Source organism: Pelotalea chapellei (genome assembly GCF_018531195.1).
Lineage (GTDB): Bacteria > Desulfobacterota > Desulfuromonadia > Geobacterales > Pseudopelobacteraceae > Pelotalea > Pelotalea chapellei.
Genome location: NZ_JAHDYS010000001.1, coordinates 380865 through 400046, shown reverse-complemented (window position 1 = coordinate 400046; position 19182 = coordinate 380865). Strand labels below are relative to the sequence as shown.

At 53.6% G+C, this 19182-nt stretch carries 16 protein-coding genes; 11 read left to right on the top strand and 5 right to left on the bottom strand.

Annotated elements, in window-relative coordinates:
* Positions 1-44 precede the first annotated feature (44 nt).
* From KJB30_RS01830 to KJB30_RS01810, 5 genes are all read left to right on the top strand, one after another.
* A complete protein-coding gene (locus KJB30_RS01830) occupies positions 45-878 on the top strand; it encodes a hypothetical protein (RefSeq protein WP_214296208.1) in 834 nt (277 codons plus the stop codon).
* 39 nt (positions 879-917) lie between these two features.
* On the top strand, positions 918-1898 hold the full coding sequence (locus tag KJB30_RS01825; protein ID WP_214296207.1) for an aliphatic sulfonate ABC transporter substrate-binding protein: 981 nt from the start codon (positions 918-920) through the stop codon (positions 1896-1898).
* A gap of 10 nt (positions 1899-1908) precedes the next feature.
* Positions 1909-2754, top strand: coding sequence for an ABC transporter permease (locus KJB30_RS01820; protein WP_214296206.1), 846 nt, complete (start codon positions 1909-1911; stop codon positions 2752-2754).
* Positions 2751-3551 carry an ABC transporter ATP-binding protein gene (locus KJB30_RS01815; protein WP_214296205.1) on the top strand — a complete coding sequence of 267 codons (801 nt, stop codon included), beginning with the start codon at positions 2751-2753 and terminating at the stop codon, positions 3549-3551. The genes KJB30_RS01820 and KJB30_RS01815 overlap by 4 nt, the downstream gene beginning before the upstream one ends.
* 559 nt (positions 3552-4110) lie before the next feature.
* The gene (locus tag KJB30_RS01810; RefSeq protein WP_214296204.1) at positions 4111-5730 is read left to right on the top strand and encodes a methyl-accepting chemotaxis protein; all 1620 of its coding nucleotides are present in this window, start codon (positions 4111-4113) and stop codon (positions 5728-5730) included.
* Between the two features lie 111 nt (positions 5731-5841).
* Here the strand turns inward: KJB30_RS01810 and KJB30_RS01805 are convergent, their stop codons facing one another.
* Genes KJB30_RS01805 through KJB30_RS01795 form a run of 3 tightly spaced genes read right to left on the bottom strand, consistent with a single transcriptional unit; the run spans position 5842 to position 9706 of the window.
* On the bottom strand, positions 5842-6828 hold the full coding sequence (locus KJB30_RS01805; RefSeq protein ID WP_214296203.1) for a 4Fe-4S dicluster domain-containing protein: 987 nt from the start codon (positions 6826-6828) through the stop codon (positions 5842-5844).
* The gene (gene fdhF / locus KJB30_RS01800; protein WP_214296250.1) at positions 6825-8861 is read right to left on the bottom strand and encodes a formate dehydrogenase subunit alpha; all 2037 of its coding nucleotides are present in this window, start codon (positions 8859-8861) and stop codon (positions 6825-6827) included. Before fdhF ends, KJB30_RS01805 begins: the two co-directional genes overlap by 4 nt.
* On the bottom strand, positions 8858-9706 hold the full coding sequence (locus KJB30_RS01795) for an FAD/NAD(P)-binding protein (protein ID WP_214296202.1): 849 nt from the start codon (positions 9704-9706) through the stop codon (positions 8858-8860). Before KJB30_RS01795 ends, fdhF begins: the two co-directional genes overlap by 4 nt.
* A 247-nt stretch (positions 9707-9953) precedes the next feature.
* Here KJB30_RS01795 and KJB30_RS01790 point away from each other — a divergent pair, with 247 nt between their 5' ends.
* On the top strand, positions 9954-11708 hold the full coding sequence (locus KJB30_RS01790; RefSeq protein ID WP_214296201.1) for a transporter substrate-binding domain-containing protein: 1755 nt from the start codon (positions 9954-9956) through the stop codon (positions 11706-11708).
* A complete protein-coding gene (locus KJB30_RS01785; RefSeq protein ID WP_214296200.1) occupies positions 11705-13117 on the top strand; it encodes a sigma-54-dependent transcriptional regulator in 1413 nt (470 codons plus the stop codon). The genes KJB30_RS01790 and KJB30_RS01785 overlap by 4 nt, the downstream gene beginning before the upstream one ends.
* 217 nt (positions 13118-13334) lie before the next feature.
* On the opposite strand, the gene KJB30_RS01780 is transcribed toward KJB30_RS01785, so the two are convergent.
* Positions 13335-13697 (bottom strand): nuclear transport factor 2 family protein, encoded by a 363-nt coding sequence (locus tag KJB30_RS01780; RefSeq protein WP_214296199.1) that lies wholly within the window; start codon positions 13695-13697, stop codon positions 13335-13337.
* A gap of 511 nt (positions 13698-14208) precedes the next feature.
* Between KJB30_RS01780 and KJB30_RS01775 the strand changes: the two genes are divergently transcribed.
* The 3 genes from KJB30_RS01775 to arsB all read left to right on the top strand — a co-directional run bounded on the left by KJB30_RS01775 (position 14209) and on the right by arsB (position 16097).
* Entirely contained in the window at positions 14209-14556 is a 348-nt protein-coding gene (locus tag KJB30_RS01775; RefSeq protein WP_214296198.1) for an ArsR/SmtB family transcription factor, read from the top strand.
* An 83-nt stretch (positions 14557-14639) separates the two neighbouring features.
* Positions 14640-15041, top strand: a complete 402-nt coding sequence (locus KJB30_RS01770) for an arsenate reductase ArsC (RefSeq protein WP_214296197.1) — start codon at positions 14640-14642, stop codon at positions 15039-15041.
* Positions 15042-15056: 15 nt separating this feature from the next.
* Positions 15057-16097 (top strand): ACR3 family arsenite efflux transporter, encoded by a 1041-nt coding sequence (arsB, locus tag KJB30_RS01765; protein WP_214296196.1) that lies wholly within the window; start codon positions 15057-15059, stop codon positions 16095-16097.
* 168 nt (positions 16098-16265) lie between these two features.
* Here the strand turns inward: arsB and KJB30_RS01760 are convergent, their stop codons facing one another.
* A complete protein-coding gene (locus tag KJB30_RS01760; protein ID WP_214296195.1) occupies positions 16266-17141 on the bottom strand; it encodes a hypothetical protein in 876 nt (291 codons plus the stop codon).
* Between the two features lie 499 nt (positions 17142-17640).
* Between KJB30_RS01760 and KJB30_RS01755 the strand changes: the two genes are divergently transcribed.
* Entirely contained in the window at positions 17641-18960 is a 1320-nt protein-coding gene (locus KJB30_RS01755) for a dicarboxylate/amino acid:cation symporter (RefSeq protein WP_214296194.1), read from the top strand.
* Positions 18961-19182 lie beyond the last annotated feature (222 nt).

Below are 19182 nucleotides of genomic sequence, written 5' to 3'. Positions count from 1 at the left end.
TAAGTAGTTTCGTTGTAGTAGATCAGAAAGCTGAGGAGACAGGAATGGAACCGAAAGGGATGAAGGGAAAAATAATTCGTCAGGCTAAAAGCCTTGGTGCCAGTCTGGTGAATTTTGCACCTGCCCAGCGTTGGGACGAATACGGCGAAGTGGGGCCTGATTATCGGCCAAAAGCGCTGTGGGATAAGGTTGAAACGGTGATCGTGATCGGTGTGCCGATGCTGTTGCCGGTGCTGGAAAGCACTCCATCCATCAATTATCAGGAGATGTATAACACGACCAACAGTCTGCTGGATCAGATCGGCTTTCGTCTGTCGGTCTGGCTCAATGATCGTGGTCACTCCTCCATTTTCATGCCCCGGGATGGCTACGGAAATCTGGAAATTTTGCTGAACAAATACCAGGGCTGCTTCAGCCATGTTTTTGCCGCGAAATACGCCGGCCAGGGAACAATTGCCTACAACCACAACCTGATCACCCGGGAGTTCGGTCCACGGGTCCGCATGGTCTCACTGTTAACCAGCCTCAAGCTGGAGGGAGACCCTGTGATTGAAAAGGACATCTGCATCAAGTGCGATGTGTGCCGCAAACTTTGTCCATCCGATGCATTCACTACACGGCAGGACTCGATCATTGCCGACATGGATATGACCGCCTGTACCAATTACCATATTGAATTGCGCAAAGAGAATCGCTGGCCGTGCGGAATCTGCTGCAAGGTATGCCCCATAGGCGATGACAGGAAACTGTACGAAAGCACCAACATCGGGAAATACCTCAAGGAACGTGAAGCGCTCGATAAAAATCCCGATGATCCCGAGTACAAAAGCTGGGTTCACCAGCGGACGCACGGATCTTCGGGCACAAGAATCTATTGAATTTAATGCGGCATGTCCGCAATACAAAGGAGAATGTCAATGACGCGTAAACTGTTTCTTACTGCACTGATGGCATCAATCGCCCTCTTGTCAATCGCCATGACAAGCGGATGCGCAAAGAAAGACACCAAACCTGAAATCGTCAAAATCGACTTCGCCTATTACAACCCGGTCAGCCTTGTGTTGAAGGAAAAGAAATTCCTCGAGGAAGATTTGGCCAAGGATAACATCAAGGTGGAATGGATCCATAGCCTGGGCAGCAACAAGTCTTTGGAGTTGTTGAACAGCAAAAGCGCCGATTTCGGTTCAACTGCAGGGGCAGCAGCTCTGATAGGCAAAGCAAACGGTAACCCGATCAAATCGGTGTATGTGTACTCCAAGCCGGAATGGACCGCTCTGGTGGTGCGTAGTGACAGCCCCATTGCGAAGATCGAGGATCTCAAAGGGAAAAAAGTCGCCGTAACCCGCGGCACTGATCCGCACGTGTTCCTTCTGCGTGCTTTGGACAGTGTTGGACTTTCAGAAAAAGATATCGAACTAGTACCGTTGCAGCATCCTGATGGCCGCAATGCTCTTGAAAAGGGTGATGTTGACGCATGGGCCGGGCTTGATCCACTCATGGCTTCGACGGAAGTCGATAAGGGTTCGAAACTTTTTTTCCGCAATGCCGATCTGAATACCTATGGCGTGCTCAATGTTCGTGAGGAATTTGCAAAGAAGTACCCGGCTCAAGTTAAACAGGTGATTGCTGCCTACGAGAAGGCCCGTACCTGGGCGTTGCAGAATCCTGCAGAATTCAAAAAGATCCTTGCCCGTGATGCCAAACTCAATGACGCGGTGGCAACCCGTGTTATCCAGCGTACCGACCTGTCTGGCCCTGTCATAGGGGATAAACAGAAGGCAACCATTGCAGCAGCCGGGGATGTTCTCAAAAAGAGTGGTGTCATCAAGAAAGATGTTGATGTGCCTGCCATCGTAAATGCCTTGATTGATCCGCAGTACGGCATAACCGCAAAATAAGGACTACGTCATGGGTAATGGTTACCAGCCAGAAGAGACAGTACTATCGCTGCCACCGGATGCGTCTGCCAGCCGTTTCCGGGTTTCCGGACTGACCGGAAGATTGCCCCGTAAATGGGTGGGAGCATTACTTCCTGTCGTGTTTGTGATTGTCTGGGAGTTGCTGTCACGGGCCGGCCTGCTTGCCGCCAACTGGTTCCCGGCGCCGCTCTCCATTGCCGGTACACTGGTTGAGCTGCTGCAGGGGGGAGAGCTGTTTCATCACATCGGCATTACCGTGGCACGAGTTGTGGCCGGTTTTCTGATTGGTGCAGTGCTGGCAACGCTTCTGGCCGGCATCGCCGGCTCGACACCCTTGATACGGGAACTTGTCGATCCCACTATCCAGGCTTTGCGCAACATCCCATCCATGGCCTGGGTGCCGCTCTTTCTGCTCTGGCTCGGCATTCATGAAAGCTCCAAGATAGCCCTGATAGCAGTAGGAGTGTTCTTCCCGGTGTACCTGAACCTGTTAAGCGGCATCCTGAATGTAGATCGAAAGCTGATTGAGGTGGGGCACGTGTACCGGCTCAACAAACTGCAACTGGTGCGGCGGGTCATTTTGCCCGCTGCACTGCCTGCTTTCCTGGTCGGCTTGCGCAGCGGCCTTGGTCTGGGATGGATGTTTGTGGTGGCGGCCGAGATCATGGGAGCAAGCAAAGGTCTCGGCTTCCTGATGATTGATGGTCAAATGACCGGCCGGGCCTCGGTCATCATTGCCAGCATCGTACTCTTTGCCCTGTTCGGGAAACTCACCGACCTGATGATCGAGCGTTGTGGCAATCGGTTGCTCAGGCAGAGGGGGGTGGGAATATGAACGGCACAAGCGTATCCACGACGGGTAAAGAATCGGTGCTGGATATCCGCGGCCTCACCAGGAGATTCCAGGTAAATGGATCTGAAGTGACTGCCCTGCAGAATATCAATCTCTCGGTGCGGCAGGGAGAATTTATCAGCGTCATTGGCGGGAGCGGCTGCGGAAAGAGCACGCTGTTGCGAATTATTGCCGGGCTGGATACCGAATATGAGGGTGAAGCACTGTTTGATGGTGCACGCATCAAGGGGCCCGGACTTGAGCGCGGCGTCGTGTTTCAGGAGCACAGACTCTTTCCCTGGTTGACTGTTCGTCAGAACGTGGCTTTCGGGTTGGGCAATGTCACCTCCAAAGACGATTGGGAATCAGTTGATGAACACATAGAACTTGTGGGATTGAAGGATTTCGAAGGAGCCTATCCCCATCAGCTTTCCGGGGGGATGGCGCAAAGGGCTTCCATTGCCAGAGCCTTGGCAAATCGCCCCGAAGCGTTGCTTCTGGATGAACCTTTCGGTGCGCTGGATGCGCTAACCAAAATCCAGATGCAACAGGAAGTTCTCAAGATCTGGGAAGCGGAAAAGGCCACCATGATTCTGGTTACCCATGACATCGATGAAGCTGTTTTCCTGGGTGATCGTGTAGTAATCATGTCCAACCGGCCGGGAACCATCAAGCGGATCATTCCGGTTGATCTTCCACGTCCCCGTGACCGTGGCAGCTATGAGTTCACCCAGGTGAGAAGCGCCATCTACGCTGAATTTTTCCGTCAGGAGGAGAAGCCGTTCGCCTACGAGATTTAAGCAATCTTTCAACGGCTACAAAAGACTGATACAGAGGCCGAGGGAGAAAATCCTTCGGCCTTTTCTATATTTAAGGAAATCTGGCAGAGCGGCATGCATGAAAAAGCTTTCATGATTGTCTGAAATTGCTGGGAGTGTGGTGTAAATCAGGAGACTATTTAAGTAGAACAGGATAACACACAAAATGTATTCATAAAAAAATAGCAGTAGGTCTGATTGAAGGGAATGGGTTAATGGCACCCAGGACACCTCCTGAAGACGTTTGCGTGAAGGCAATATACTTTTAATCTAATTAAAGATCTTGTTGGTTTTAAAGTGCTTCTCCTGGAATTTCACTGGATAAAAGGGAGGTTGGCAAAAAAAAAGATTGGATAAAAAAAGAAGGACTTTAAAAATAAATATTAAAGTTATGGCATTTGAATTATTTCACTGCTGTCGGCAAGAAAGAGAACAATGTATCGCTGGTAAATGCGTCTGAATAATCAATTTACAGCTTTCAGATTGCATGTTAATTAAAATGGCAATTACCAATCAGGCAGGCTTGTGAAAGGATGTGGTTATGACGACAAAATTTAATATCGGAGCGCGTTTAGCTATTGGATTTTCGATCATGCTTCTGCTCATGATCGTGATAACAATGATCTCCATGCGCAGTTACTCGCTTATAAACAAAAAGGTAGACATAATTACCGATGACAAATGGCCTAAGGTCGTCATGCTGCATGACATTAAAGATAATATAAACATATCAGCAAGAGCATTGAGAAATGCCATTATTCTTGATGACCCCACTGAAGTGAAGCAGGAACTGATGATCATGGCGGGAACGCGAAAGCACGTCAATGACCTGTATGAGAAATTGGAAAAGGACATTACCACCCCTGAAGCCAAGGCGGTTATTGCATCCATAAAGGAACAAAGAGCAAATTATATTGCCGCACAGAAAGCTGTCATGGCAGCAATTGAAGCAGGAAACAAGGATGAAGCTCGACAGGCTTTGCAAAAGTTCCAGCCGTTGCAGCTTTCATATTTCGATCTGGTATCCAAATTTATCGATATTCAGGCGAAAGAAGTCGAGCAGGCAGGCAATTCAGTCGAGCAGGCAACAAAACATGCCGAATATATGCTGCTGGGTACACTGGTGGTTTCTCTGCTAAGTGCGGCGATTATCGGTGTGATGATTACCCTTAGCATTACCGTTCCATTGGGCAAGGCAGTCGAGCTTAATCGAACTATTGCAGATGGAAACCTGGCGGTAATCATTGATGAGGACCGTACAGACGAGATCGGTAAACTCAATGCATCGGCAAAGCATATGGTCGAAAATCTTCGCCAGATCATGCTGCGCCTATCAAGCACTTCAGATCAGGTCGCATCGGCATCCGCACAGCTTCATTCAACGTCCGAGCAGATGGCTACTGCATCTGAAGAGGTGGCTGCACAAGCTGGGACAGTGGCGACTGCAGGAGAAGAAATGTCTGCAACAGCCGATAATATTGCTCAAAGCTGTTCGCATGCTGCCGAGGGATCGAGGCAGGCAAGCCTGGTGGCTACTGACGGAGTAGTTGTGGTGAGCAGGACTGTCCAGGTCATGTCAAGAATTGCAGACAAGGTTCAGACATCTGCCAGAACGGTGGAGAGTCTGGGTACCCGCTCTGATCAAATCGGCGCGATCGTAGGAACAATAGAAGACATTGCTGACCAGACAAACCTCCTTGCGCTTAATGCCGCTATCGAAGCTGCCCGCGCTGGAGAGCAGGGACGCGGATTTGCCGTCGTGGCTGACGAGGTACGGGCGCTGGCAGAGCGAACCACACGAGCAACCAAAGAAATCAGCGACATGATCAGGGGGATTCAGAAAGAGACAAGAGGCGCAGTTTCAATTATGGAAGATGGAGTGAAAGAAGTTGAAAGTGGAACCATTGAAGCAAGCCGCTCGGGATCCTCTCTTCAGGAAATTCTTGAACAAATAAATGCTGTAACCATGCAGGTCAGTCAGATCGCAACCGCAGCCGAAGAACAGACTGCTACAACCAGTGACATCAGCAACAACATGCATCACATGGCTGAGGTGGTTCAACAGACCGCGCGGGGTGCCAGAGAATCGTCGCAGGCGGCCAGTGGTCTGGCAAGATTGGCTGAGGATTTGAAGGGAATGGTGGGACAGTTCAAGTTATAGTCACTTTGATCCATTGTATGAATAAACAAGAGGTTAGGCCGGTTGGCTTAACCTCTTGTTGCATCGGCCCAAAGACTGGAAGGTTTTGGGGAATCGGCAGATCTGTGGCTTTTATATGTTACCAAACCGCTCGATCAGCTCGCGAGCCACTGCAAAGATGCCGATGCCGGTCGGGCAGACCGCATCACAGCGGCCGCAGACGAAACAGCTGATTTCGCCCCAGCGATCAGGATCGGCGGCGAGTTTGTGGTGAATCCGGCGGCGGGTGCGAAGCCCTTCAGTGCCGAGAGGATTGTGGCCGCTTGCTTCGCGCATGAACCCGTCCAGCTGGCAGGAGTCCCACATCCGGCTTCGCTTAACCCGCCCGGCATAGCGCCAGTCCTGTACCCCGAAACAGGTGCAGGTGGGACAGGCCAGATTACAGCCGGTGCAGGCGATACACCGGTCGCCGATCTCGCTCCAGAAGGTGTCCGGGACCCGGTCGGCTCTGATCAGCTCCGAGGCACGCCGAATTGCTTTTTCATTCTCATCTTCATATACCGCCATTTCCTTCCGTAATCGTTCAAGTGTCCCATCGCTGACAGTCTCAGCCAATCCCTCGACAATCGCCGAGCCGGCCCCGGTGTGCGAAACAACCAGCCAGCGGGTGCGGTCCCAGACCAATTCAAAGTCGCAGTCGCCATCGGCAAGAGCAAGCGATGCCCCGCCAGGTCCGCAATAGCCGGAAACACCGACCACGAGCGCTCCTTGGCGATTGCGGAAATAAATGTCGTCCCGCCAGCCTTCGGCGAAGAACCTGTCGATGAACCTGAGGCAGGCAAGGTCGCGGGAGGTGAAGCCGACCACCAGAAGCGGTTTCTCCGGTGCCGAAGGCTCTGTGAAGCCTTCTGAGGCAGCGACAAATACCGGCCCCTCATGGGGGAAGAAGGCTGCAGTCGGCTTTGCGGGCAGAGCGCCGCCGAACAGTGCGACGGTACCATCGCCGGGGTGACCGAGGCAGCGGGTTCCATCGGGGAGCATGATAGGCAGGCGGACCTCATGGGTGGCTTGCAGGGAAGAGAAGAAATCAGGGATCTGCTCGTTGGAAAGGTATTTCATGGCGCCTTCCTGACCTGTACCGCGCAGACTTTGAATTCGGGTATGGATGATTCGGGGTCGAGCACATTGTTGGTGAGGGCGTTGGCTGCCCCTTCGGTAAAATGAAATGGCATGAAGACCACGCCTGGAATCACTATCCCGGTAATGCGGGCCTGGGCCCGCACCGAACCACGTCGGCTTGCAATGAGTACGTCGTCCCTCTCGCGCACACCAAGGCGTGCTGCGTCATCCGGGTTGATCTCGATGAATGATCGCCGCTCCTCCCGGTCGAGCAGGTGGGTCCGCCGTGTCATGGTGCCGGTATGCCAGTGGAAATAGGTCCGGCCTGTAGTCAATACGAAAGGAAATTCTTCGTCAGGGAGCTCGGCCGGTGATCGGTAGATGACCGGACTGAACCGTCCCTTGCCGCGGTTGAAGCGGCCGATGTGCAGGATTGGGGTGCCGGGATGGTCGCGATCAGGGCAGGGCCATTGCAGACCGAGGGGATCGAGCCGGTCGTAGCTGATGCCACCGTAAATAGGTGTGACGGAAGCTATCTCATCCATGACCGCAGATGGATCGGGATAGTGCATCTTGTCGCAACCGGCCTGCTTCGCCAGGGCACAGATGATCTCCCAGTCGGCCTTCGCCTCGCCCGGCGGCTCCACTCCCTTGCGGACCCGCTGAATGCGCCGCTCGGTATTGGTGAAGGTGCCTTCCTTTTCGGCATAGCAGGCGGCGGGCAGGACCACATCGGCCAGGGCGGCGGTCTCGGTGAGAAAGATATCCTGAACAACCAGGAAATCCAGGTTCTTCAGAGCGTGTCGGGCATGCCCCTGGTCAGGATCCGACAGGATCGGGTTTTCGCCCATGAAGAACATGCCGTGCAGCTTCCCTTCCGCAGCGGCATCCATTGCTCTGGTCAGGGGGAGTCCCGGCGTTGATGGAAGGGCATCCACTCCCCAGGCACGGGTAAACTTCTCCCGGACCATCGGATCGCTCACTTTCTGATAACCGCTGAAGACATCCGGCAAGGCCCCCATGTCGCAGCCCCCCTGGACGTTGTTTTGCCCGCGCAGCGGATTGACGCCGGTTCCGGGCCGCCCCACGTTGCCGGTCAGCATCGCCAGGGCGGCGCAGCAGCGGACGTTGTCGACGCCGTGGCTGTGCTGGGTGATGCCCATGGAATAGACGATCATTGCCCGCTTCGCTCCGGCGAAAAGCCGTGCGGCAGCGACAATTTCCCCAGGCTGCAGACCGGTGAGTGGTGCAGCCCGCTCCGGCGTCCAATCGGCTATGGAAGCGGCAAACGCTTCGAAGTTTTCGCAGCGCGCGGCGATGAACTCCCGATCCTCCAGCCCTTCGGCAATAATCACCTGCATCATTGCGTTGAGAAGTGCCACGTCGCTGCCGTTGTTGTGACGCAAATGCAGATCGGCATGGCGGGCGAGGCGGATAAGGCGGTTGTCGGCCACGATCAGCTTCGTTCCCCTGCGAGCAGCCTTGAGAATGCGGGAGCCGATCAAAGGGTGCTGCTCGGTGGTGTTGGAGCCGATTATCAGAATGAGATCAGTATTGTCGAAGCAGTCGATGGAGTTGGTCATCGCCCCGGAGCCGAAGGTCTCGGCAAGGCCGGTAACGGTTGAGGAGTGGCACAGCCGGGCGCAATGGTCGATATTGTTGGTGCCGAAGACGCCCCGTGCCAGCTTCATCAGCAGGTAGTTCTCCTCATTGGTTGCTTTGGCCGAGGAGGCGAACATGAGGGAGTCGGCACCGTGGCGTTCCTGGATTTCTCGCAGCCGCTCCGCCACCAGGCCCAGCGCCTCGTCCCACGAGGCGGGGTGCAGCTTACCGTCGCGGCGTATCAGCGGAGTGGTGAGGCGGTCCGGGTGATGAACGAAGCCGAAGGCATTCCAGCCTTTGACGCATAGCCCGCCCCGGCTGACCGGATGGGTCGTGCTCGGCTCGACGCCGATCAGGCGCCCACTATCGCTGACGAGGTAGAACATGCAGCCGGTCCCGCAGTAGGGGCAGACGGTAAGAGTCCGTTTCATAACGCTCCCCGCAGATGTTCGATTTCGTTCAGCCAGAACACCGGCCCATCCTGACAGCAGTACAGGTGCTCGATTGTGCAGTGGCCGCATTTCCCAACGCCGCAGCGCATGTGACGCTCCAAGGAGACCACGATCCGGTCGGATGAGAGTCCCTTTTTCTTCAGCTCTGCAATTACGGCACGGTACATCACCGGCGGGCCGACCAGCACCGCCACTGTCCGGTGGGGATCGATCTCCAGCGGCGGAATCAGGGAGGTAATCAGGCCCACCCCTCCGCTGTAGCAATCACCCTCAGGTACCTGGTCAACCGTACGGCTACAGGCGAAGCGGGCCGATGTTTCCCAGAGAGCAAAATCATCCTTGAAAAGCACATCCCCCGGACTTTTGGCTCCATAGAGAATGGTGAGCGCGCCGAACTCCTCCGGCCGGTCCTCGCAGTAATGGATCAGCGACCGCAGCGGCGCAAGCCCACATCCGCCGGAGATCAGCAGCAGATCGTGTCCACGCAGTTTCGGCAGTTCAAACGGCCTTCCAAAGGGACCGCGAACGCCGATCAGATCTCCTGCTGTCAGTTCATGCATGGCACTGGTCAGCGAACCGGTCCGGCGTATCCCCATCTCGAAATAGTCGGTGCGAGTCGGCGAAGATGCCACCGAGATCGGTGCCTCCTCCCAACCCAGCAGGGAAACCTGGACAAACTGTCCGGGAAGGTGACCAAGCGGTGCACCATTCTTCAGCCGCAGGCGGAACAGTTTTTCATGGGGGGTCAGGTCGCTGACTGCAATGATTTCGCAATCAACAGGCACATAAAGGGATGCGGTTGTACCATCTGCGGATGATGACATCTTGGGGCCTATCTATTTGGGATCTTGTGCTTTATTTAACGTATACATTACCTGCTTGTTGGGCAAACGACAAGCTACAAAGAACGTTACTAGGAGGTTATGAACCTTTAGCCTTAATCCCAACTCCGGGGCTGTTTTTACCACTATTCTTCCTCAATTGACTTTGCCCCGTAACACGTCTAATCTGAATCCAGTCCGGTCCTGCCAACTGACAGTTCCCCACGGCACATCACTTTCGCGGAACAATATGCTGAATACAAAGTTAATACCATTTCTGGTGCGATGTGCACTGATCCTGATGCTATGTCTGATTCATCACGATGAGGCCTGCGCCGATGCTGCCAAAGCGAACCGGCCCGCCGAAGCAACGCTGATTGTCGGTGGTGATCGGGACTATCCACCGTATGAATTCATCGACAAGGACGGGCATCCGGCCGGTTACAATGTGGATCTTACCCGCGCAATTGCGGATGTGATGGGGATGAAGGTCGATTTTCGTTTCGGCAGCTGGTCCGAGATGCGCGAAGGTCTGAACAACAACAGCATCAATATCCTGCAAGGCATCTCCTTTTCGGAAGAACGTTCGCGCAACCTCGATTTTTCCCCTCCCCATACCATCGTGCACCACGCCATCTTTGCCCGCAAAGGAACCACCCCGGTTTCGTCGTTGGAGGAACTGCGGGGGAAAAAGGTGATCGTATTTCGTGACGGCATCATGCATGACCAACTGGTGAGTCTCGGTTTCGGGTCGGACCTGATCCTGACCGGTACCCCGGCCGACGCCCTGCGACTGCTGGCATCGGGCAAGCATGATTATGCTGCTCTGGCAAGCTTGCCAGGCATGTACCTGATCCGCGAACTGCATCTGAACAATCTGGTGCAGGTGGCAGGGAGCGTTTCATCTCAAAAATATTGTTATGCCGTTAAAAAGGGAAACGCTGAGCTGATGGCGCGTTTCAGTGAAGGATTGGCGATTGTCATGCAGACCGGCCAATATCAGGCCATTTATGATAAATGGTTGGGGGTGCATGAGCCGCCCCGTTTCGGGCGTGACCGTGCCCTGAAATACGGTGCCATGGTGCTTGTGCCGCTCCTGCTGGTGCTGACGGCCAGCGTGGTATGGTCGCGAACGCTCCAGCTGCGTGTGGCACAGCGTACTGAAGAGCTGGCTTGTGAGGTGGCGGAGCGCAAGCTGGCGCTGGAAGAATTGCGCAAGCATCAGGATCAGTTAATCCAGGCGGACAAGCTGGCATCTCTCGGGATCCTGGTCTCCGGAGTTGCTCATGAAATCAACAACCCAAACGGACTGATTCTGCTGAATCTTCCGATTCTGCGTGATGTGTACAAGGATGCGGCCGAAACGCTGGAAGAGCGTTTTGAGGCAGAAGGAGATTTTATGCTGGGGGGCGTTTCTTACGCCCGCATGCGCCAGGAAGTTCCGCATATGCTGGATGAAATGCAGGAGGGCTCCCAACGAATTAAGCGGATAGTGGAAGATTTGAAAGAATTTGCCCGTCCCGATCGGGTGGCAGCCAAAGAACCGTTTGATCTCAACCTGGTTGTCCAGGCGGCGGTAAGGCTGGTGGACTCATCCCTGCGCAGGGCCACCTCCCGCTTTTCTGCAGAGTATGATGACTGCCTTCCTCGCATCTGCGGTAATGCTCTTCGGATCGAACAAGTTGTGGTCAATCTGCTGATCAATGCCTGTCAGGCGCTTCCATCGCCGGATCGGGCTATTTCACTGGCAACTTCGTTCACCTCCGGCATGGTTGTGTTGACGGTCCGGGACGAGGGGCTGGGGATCGCTCCCGAACATCTGCCGCACCTGACGGATCCATTCTTTACAACCAAACGGGAGAGCGGGGGCACCGGGCTGGGACTTTCCATTTCCGCCGGTATCATCCAGGAACATGGCGGCACTCTTTTGTTTGAAAGCCCTGCCGGTGGCGGGACAAGGGTGATTCTGACCCTGCCTGCATATAAGGAGGAAGCACACACATGACCCAATCCCTCTATCCGGATTTCCAGATCTTGCTGGTTGACGACGAGCCGGCCTGGCTTCGCGCAGTCAGTCTTACCCTGGCGAGGGCAGGTATTTCCAATACCGCTACCTGTCAGGACAGCCGTCTGGTCATGGATATTCTGGCAACCCGCCAGGTGGGGCTGCTGCTGCTCGATTTGACCATGCCTCACCTGGGGGGGGAGGAATTGCTGACGCTGGTCGCCGAGCGCCACCCCGAGGTCAGCATCATCGTAGTCAGTGGTATGAATCAGATTGAGACGGCCGTGCGCTGCATGCGGCTGGGAGCCTTTGATTATTTTGTGAAAACCGCTGAGGAGGATCGTCTCGTACAGGGGGTGATGCGTGCTATCCGCATGCAGGAACTGGAGCGGGAAAACCGGGCCATGTCAGACCGGCTCCTCTCCGGCAGTCTGCGCCATCCAGAAGCCTTCAGCGAGATTGTCACCGCTGACCGCAGTATGCATGCCATCTTTGCCTATGTGGAGGCGGTCGCCCAGAGTCCCAAACCGTTGCTGATCACCGGCGAAAGCGGGGTGGGCAAGGAGCTGGTGGCCCGGGTGTCACATCGCCTGGGGGGCAGAAGCGGCGGGCTGGTATCGGTCAATGTTGCGGGGCTTGACGACAATGTCTTTGCCGATACCCTTTTCGGCCATGTGCGTGGCGCATTTACCGGAGCCGACCAGGCACGGCGTGGCATGATAGAGGAGGCAGGGGAGGGGACGCTGTTTCTGGATGAGATTGGCGACCTTTCCATCGCTTCTCAAGTCAAGCTCCTGCGTCTGATCCAGGAGGGGGAATACTTTCCGCTGGGAAGTGACCGTCCCAAACGGATCAAGGCACGCATCATCGTGGCTACCCATCAAAATCTTGCGGCCAAGAAGGCGGCCGGGGAATTCCGTCGCGATCTGTATTACCGCTTGCGCACCCACCGCATCCATGTGCCCCCTTTGCGCGAACGTCCCGGTGATATCCCGCTGCTGGTGCCCCACTTTCTCGCCCTGGCGGCCCGCGAGCTGGGCAAGAAGCGGCCGACTCCTCCCCGCGAGCTTTTTCAGCTTCTGGCCAGTTACCGCTTTCCCGGCAACATCAGGGAACTGAAGTCAATGATCTTCGATGCCGTCAGCGTTCACCGTGAACGGGTGCTCTCCCTTGATACTTTTATCGCCGCCATCGGCACAGCCGCTATTGCCCAGAAAGAGGAGGTTTCCCACTGGAATGGCGGTAACCTCTTTCGCGAACTGGAACTGCTCCCCACTATCTCGGATTCCGTGGAGCAGTTGATCACTGAGGCCATGGAACGGGCCAGCGGTAATCAGACCATTGCCGCGCGACTACTGGGAATCTCCCAGCCGGCCCTGAGCAAAAGGCTATCCCGCAAGGAACTTTGAGATTACGTAACGTAGGGGCGGGTTTCAAGCCCGCCCAGCATAAAATGATAAAAGAGCCGCATTACCCAAATAATAGGTGGTGCGGCTCTTCTTTTATAATATTCCTTTGGAACGGAATAACGTGGTGGTGAGTAACCCTTTTACCCCTAATTGGACCCTCACTTTTTTACTTGTGTATCGAGTCAGGGTCTGACCTCTGGGGTGTTCCAAGCCGATGTTAAACGCCATCAGCCTTGACCTCCATCAAGTATGAGATCAGGCGACAGATTTTGGCATTCCGCATCTCAAACACATCGACGAATGCCAAATCCAAGACCCCCCCACTTGCCTTTTGCGCCTGAACCGTGCCCTCGACGATGACGACATCATTTTCCTCAGTGGTGCGTGAGACTGTAATATCAGGATGTCCTTGAAAGGCGGGATTTTCAATTTCCTTATCGAACTCCTGCTTGCCGACCAGATGAAATGCGCCGGGGAGATCCCATATGACATCTTCAGTGAGACAGGACAGAATCTTTTCGTGATCACCCTTTCTAAATCCGTCCAGGTATCTTTCTATAGTATTCTTATTGTCCGACATTCATGCTCCTCATTCAGTTGGGCGTCTAACGGGGTGCCGCTGGGCTCTAGTGACATGTTATCTGTTCTAGTTACATCAGTATTCATTCTGTCAAAACAATATTGCCTGATCGCATTTAGTAATCTGCTGCTGAAGGTAATGAGAAGTTCTAATTTACCCCGTCCGGTTAGCACTCATCACATAGCACAGCAGATTTTTGTTAAAAAGATTTATTTGGTGAGTTTTCTGTTAAGTGGCAAAGATGATCCCGGGGCTATGCCTCAATTATATATATGTAATACCCCAGAACCTTCCCGCCGGCTCAAAATAAAACGGGCTGCCCAAGTGCTTGGCAGCCCGTTTCTCATCACACACTACATAGCCAATTACACCTTCACCAACTTCGCCTTGCCGTCTTCAGATCCCAGACTCCATCCGGGGAGGCTGCCGACAACACCTTGACCTTATCACTGGTCTTGCTGTCTTGAGGTGGTACCTTGACCCGTAAGAATCGCTGCTATATAACTGGCATATGAAACATCACGCTCAGATATTCAAAGCCCTCGCTGACCCCATTCGTCTGCGAATCGTCCTGCTACTGCAATCAGAAGGCGAGTTATGCGTCTGCGACCTTATGGCAGTGCTCAAGTTGCCACAGTCTACCGTATCCCGACATCTTGCCTATCTCAAGCGCAGCTGCTGGGTTGACATCAGACGCCAGGGTGTCTGGATGTACTATCAATTAAGCCGGGAAAGTTGCCAGATGTGCAGGGAACTGCTTGAGACGCTTAAAAAAAGTGTCGGCAATCTTCCTGAAGCCGAATCCGACCGGAAAGCTTTTGCTGAATTTAAAAAAAAACCACCCTCAGCTTGTAATTAGTCTGTTCTCCATCAAGACCCTCCTCAGATGTTGTTTTTTAATTGAGCCTTGATTTATCCGCAAAAGCGGATATATTGAGGTGCATGAAAAAACGAATCCTTTTTCTCTGTACCCACAACTCCTACCGCTCCCAGATGGCCGAAGGTCTCATCAACCACTATCTCGGTGACCATTTTCACGCTTTCTCCGCTGGAACCGAAGCGACAAGGGTAAATCCATTGGCCGCCAAGGTTCTGTCTGAACTTGGGATTGACATCTCCAAGCACTATTCCAAGACCATTGACGAATTCTGCGGTCAACACTTCGACCATGTCATTACCCTCTGCGGCGATGCCAATGAAAAATGTCCATTGTTCTTTGGCGGTACGCAACGGCAGCATATCGGCTTTGACGACCCTTCCGGTCTCACCGGAACCGAAGGCGAAGTACTGCCGGAATACCGTCGCATACGGGATGATATTCTCAAAAAGTTAGCTCTTATCTGACAGGAGCATCGCCACATGAGTGAACATATTTCTCGCAAATTGTCCTTCCTCGACCGGTACCTGACCCTGTGGATTTTTGCCGCCATGGCCTTTGGGGTCGGCGCTGGCTATTTCGTCCCTGGTGTCGAACAATTCATCAACAGCTTTCAGGTCGGCACAACCAACATACCGATTGCCATTGGTCTGATCATCATGATGTATCCACCGTTCGCAAAAGTTAAATATGAGGAGATGCCGGAAGTCTTCCAGAACAAGAAGATTTTGGGCCTGTCTCTGGTACAGAACTGGCTGATCGGACCGGTGCTGATGTTTGTGCTGGCCGCTCTGCTTCTGCCGGACAAGCCGGAATACCTGGTGGGACTGATCATGATCGGCCTGGCTCGCTGCATCGCGATGGTGATCGTCTGGAACGAACTGGCTAAGGGGAATACCGAATATGCCGCCGGGTTGGTAGCTTTCAACAGCATCTTCCAGGTGCTCTTCTACAGCGTCTATGCCTGGTTTTTCATTACTGTGCTGCCGCCGCTGGTAGGGCTTAAAGGAATGGTCGTTGATATCAGCATCAGACAGATTGCGGAGAGCGTCTTCATCTATCTGGGTATTCCCTGTATCGCCGGGGCGTTGACACGCCTGATCGGCGTAAAACTCATGGGGAGGGAGCGCTATCATCATGTGGTGGTGCCAAAGATCAGCCCGTTAACACTGATCGCCCTTCTGTTCACCATTGTGGTCATGTTCAGCCTCAAGGGGAACCTTATCGTGCAACTACCGCTGGATGTGATTCGAATTGCCATCCCGCTCGGAATCTATTTCATCGTCATGTTCCTCGTTTCCTTCTGGATGGGTAAGAAACTGGGGGCAGATTACAGCAAGACAACTACACTGGCCTTTACCGCTGCCAGCAATAACTTCGAGCTGGCCATAGCCGTGGCGGTGGCGGTGTTCGGACTTAATTCCGGCTCTGCCTTTGCCGCTGTCATCGGGCCGCTTGTGGAGGTGCCGGTCATGATTGGACTGGTGAATGTGGCTTTCTGGTTCCAACGCCGCTATTTTTAATAACCATAGTACTCTGTGGAAGTGCCCGGCTGCTCTTTGTGGCAAGGTCCAGGGGGTACCATACCTGATTGTAATCTTGAAGTAGAAGTCGAAGTGACCATGAAAAAAGCCGGCTGGGGGACACCCAAGCCGGCTTTTTTCATATTACAGGGTTAGTGTTCTGTGAGTTCAGGACAGCGGTTGGTTCACATGAAATACGATCGCTTCCAGGACGCACTGGCAGCCTCCTTCATGCAGGGCTTCGCGGGCCGAATCCAGTATGCGCTCGATCCGCTTGCTGACGGTGGCTCCGCCTGCCGAGCCGTAGTCGCAGTTGACGGTCAGCTCTAATGACCACTCCTGAGGGATGGAGATGGCGGCATTGACGTACTTGGTCCGGGCGAGGCGCGCGCAGAGATTGCCGAAATCGACGCTGTACCCGAGGCCGCGGTATTTGGGGGAGACCCACATCATGCGTGGATGGACCAGAAAGGCAAGCGTCTTTCGGGCTGGGTCGGCATTGGCCGTCAATTCCAGTTCGATGTAACCGATCACGGCGGAGTGCTGCTGGTCATAGGCGCCGATGACGATCTTTCGCTCGATATCCACCGTGCCGTCAGGGTGCTCCTTTTTGACCATGTCCGTACGGAACTCCGCCATCATCGGCGCGTGCTCGGCCAAGTCGTAGATGCTGCGCTTTCCCGGGCGTTCGTGCTTACCTTTTTTTCCTTTCCAATGGGTGAACGCATCGTTGATTTGCAGTTGAAACTGGCTGGCGGTGAATGGCGGGCAGAGCGAGAAGGAGGCAAGGGGGCGCTTTCGAATGTGCCTGAAGTTTGGGTGCCATTGCAGACCGTGGTCCATGGCCTTCCAGTCTTCATCCCGTGAATAGTTGAAGAGCGGGAGGTTGCCGTCGCCGTCGAACGGGGCGTCGTTTGAGATGATTTCACCCAGGAGGGTGGCCAATGGGGATACGTGTGTGTGAGGTTGGGCACGGACAACCCTGAAATTTCTGGCTCCGGGCGCTGGGGTGTCGTTGCTCCTTCTTGAGTAGGCGATGTGCATGTGGTACTCCGCTGGCAGGATTTGGGAGACAATATGTGACGGTTCTGATGTGTTTATTCCAATCTTTTCTGCCCCGCATAGTAGTGTCTGTCGCTGCACATTGCAAGCCCTCCTGATGGGTAAAATGATTTCATAGAAAAAATCTAACATGTGTACAGCTGACAAGAACCTGTAGCATCTACAACACTCTGGCAAAGGGGCATAACTTTTGGCATAGGCAATAACAAAAGTTATGCCCCTCTGCTTTCCTGAATGTGTCCCCCTCTTTGCCCCTTCAACCCAGCCCCTGTCTCTTTTTTGTGTGACAAAGGTTATACCCCTTTGGGTGCCGTTTTCGCTAATCAAACAGTGTTAAGCCCGTGTTTTTAGTGGCTTACATATTGTTTACACTTTGGTACTGCTCTTGCTGATATGGCATTATCAGTCGTCACGGCAGGGTGAGCGGATGACTGCACTCGACCCATAAGCAGTTCATTCATCCATACAGGAGAGGAAGACCATGCAAAAGAAAAGGTTTTACCAGCATCTTTATGTCCAGGTATTGACAGCAATCGCCGGCGGCATCCTCCTGGGGTACTATTACCCCGAAACCGGTGTAGCTATGAAACCTTTGGGAGATGGTTTCATCAAGTTGATCAAGATGATCATCACTCCGGTTATCTTCTGCACTGTGGTAACCGGCATCGCCGGGATGGAGGACATGAAGAAGGTGGGTCGTGTCGGCGGCAAGGCACTGCTCTACTTCGAAGTCATAAGTACCCTGGCGCTGGCAATCGGCCTGCTTGTAGTGAATTTCATCCAGCCGGGTGCAGGCTTTAACGCTGATGTTACCAAGCTGGATACCAAATCGATCGCGGCCTATACCACCCAGGCCAAGTCCCATACGCTGGTCGATTTTGTCATGAACATCATCCCCTCCAGCGTGGTGGATGCCTTTGCCAAAGGGGACATTCTTCAGGTGCTGCTCTTCGCCCTTTTGTTCGGGTTTGCGCTTTCCGCCTTGGGCGAGAAAGGGAAGGCTGTCCACAAGCTGGTTGATTCGATTTCCATGGCTTTCTTCGGTATCGTTAATACAATCATGAAGCTGGCTCCTATCGGCGCTTTTGGTGCCATGGCCTTCACCATCGGAAAATTTGGGGTTGGTTCGCTCTCCAAGCTCGGTATGCTGATGGGAAGCTTCTATTTGACATGCCTGCTTTTCGTGTTTGTTGTTCTCGGGACCATCTCCCGGCTATGTGGTTTCAATATCTTCAAATTCCTGCGTTACATCAGCGAGGAACTGCTGATTGTTCTCGGTACGTCATCCTCCGAGTCCGCGCTGCCACGCATGATGACCAAGCTTGAAAAATTGGGCTGCAAAAAATCGGTGGTCGGACTGGTAATTCCTACCGGTTATTCTTTCAACCTGGACGGCACCTCTATCTATCTGACAATGGCTGCCCTCTTCGTGGCCCAAGCCACCAATACTCCGCTGACCATGACCCAGACTCTGACCATCCTGGGCGTGTTGCTTCTGACATCCAAGGGAGCCGCAGGCGTTACCGGCAGCGGTTTTGTCACTCTGGCTGCCACCTTTGCGGCCATACCCACCATTCCGGTTGCCGGACTGGCCCTGATCCTGGGGATCGACAGATTCATGTCCGAGGCTCGCGCCATCACCAATCTGATCGGTAACGGCGTTGCCACGGTGGTTGTGGCTAAGTGGGAAAACGAGCTTGATGTTGAACAGATGAATCGGGTGCTGAACGGCAATGCTTCTGCAGCACTGGAACCTGCGCTTGTATTCGGTGAAACGGAGCTTGAAACTGTGCCGGATTAGTAGTAATTAGATGAAATGGTTTTTGATGAAAAGGCGGTCTCTGAACGGGACCGTCTTTTTTTATTTGTTTCCGGCATGGGAGAGGCACCTGAATTGAAAACCGGAACAGCTGTATTTCCATGGCTTCGGGATATACTTTTCCTTGACGCAGCCTAATGATTGTAGAAAAGTAGAAGGTACTGGTAAGCAGCCTCAAAGGAAATTTCGACCGGAATCGATTTC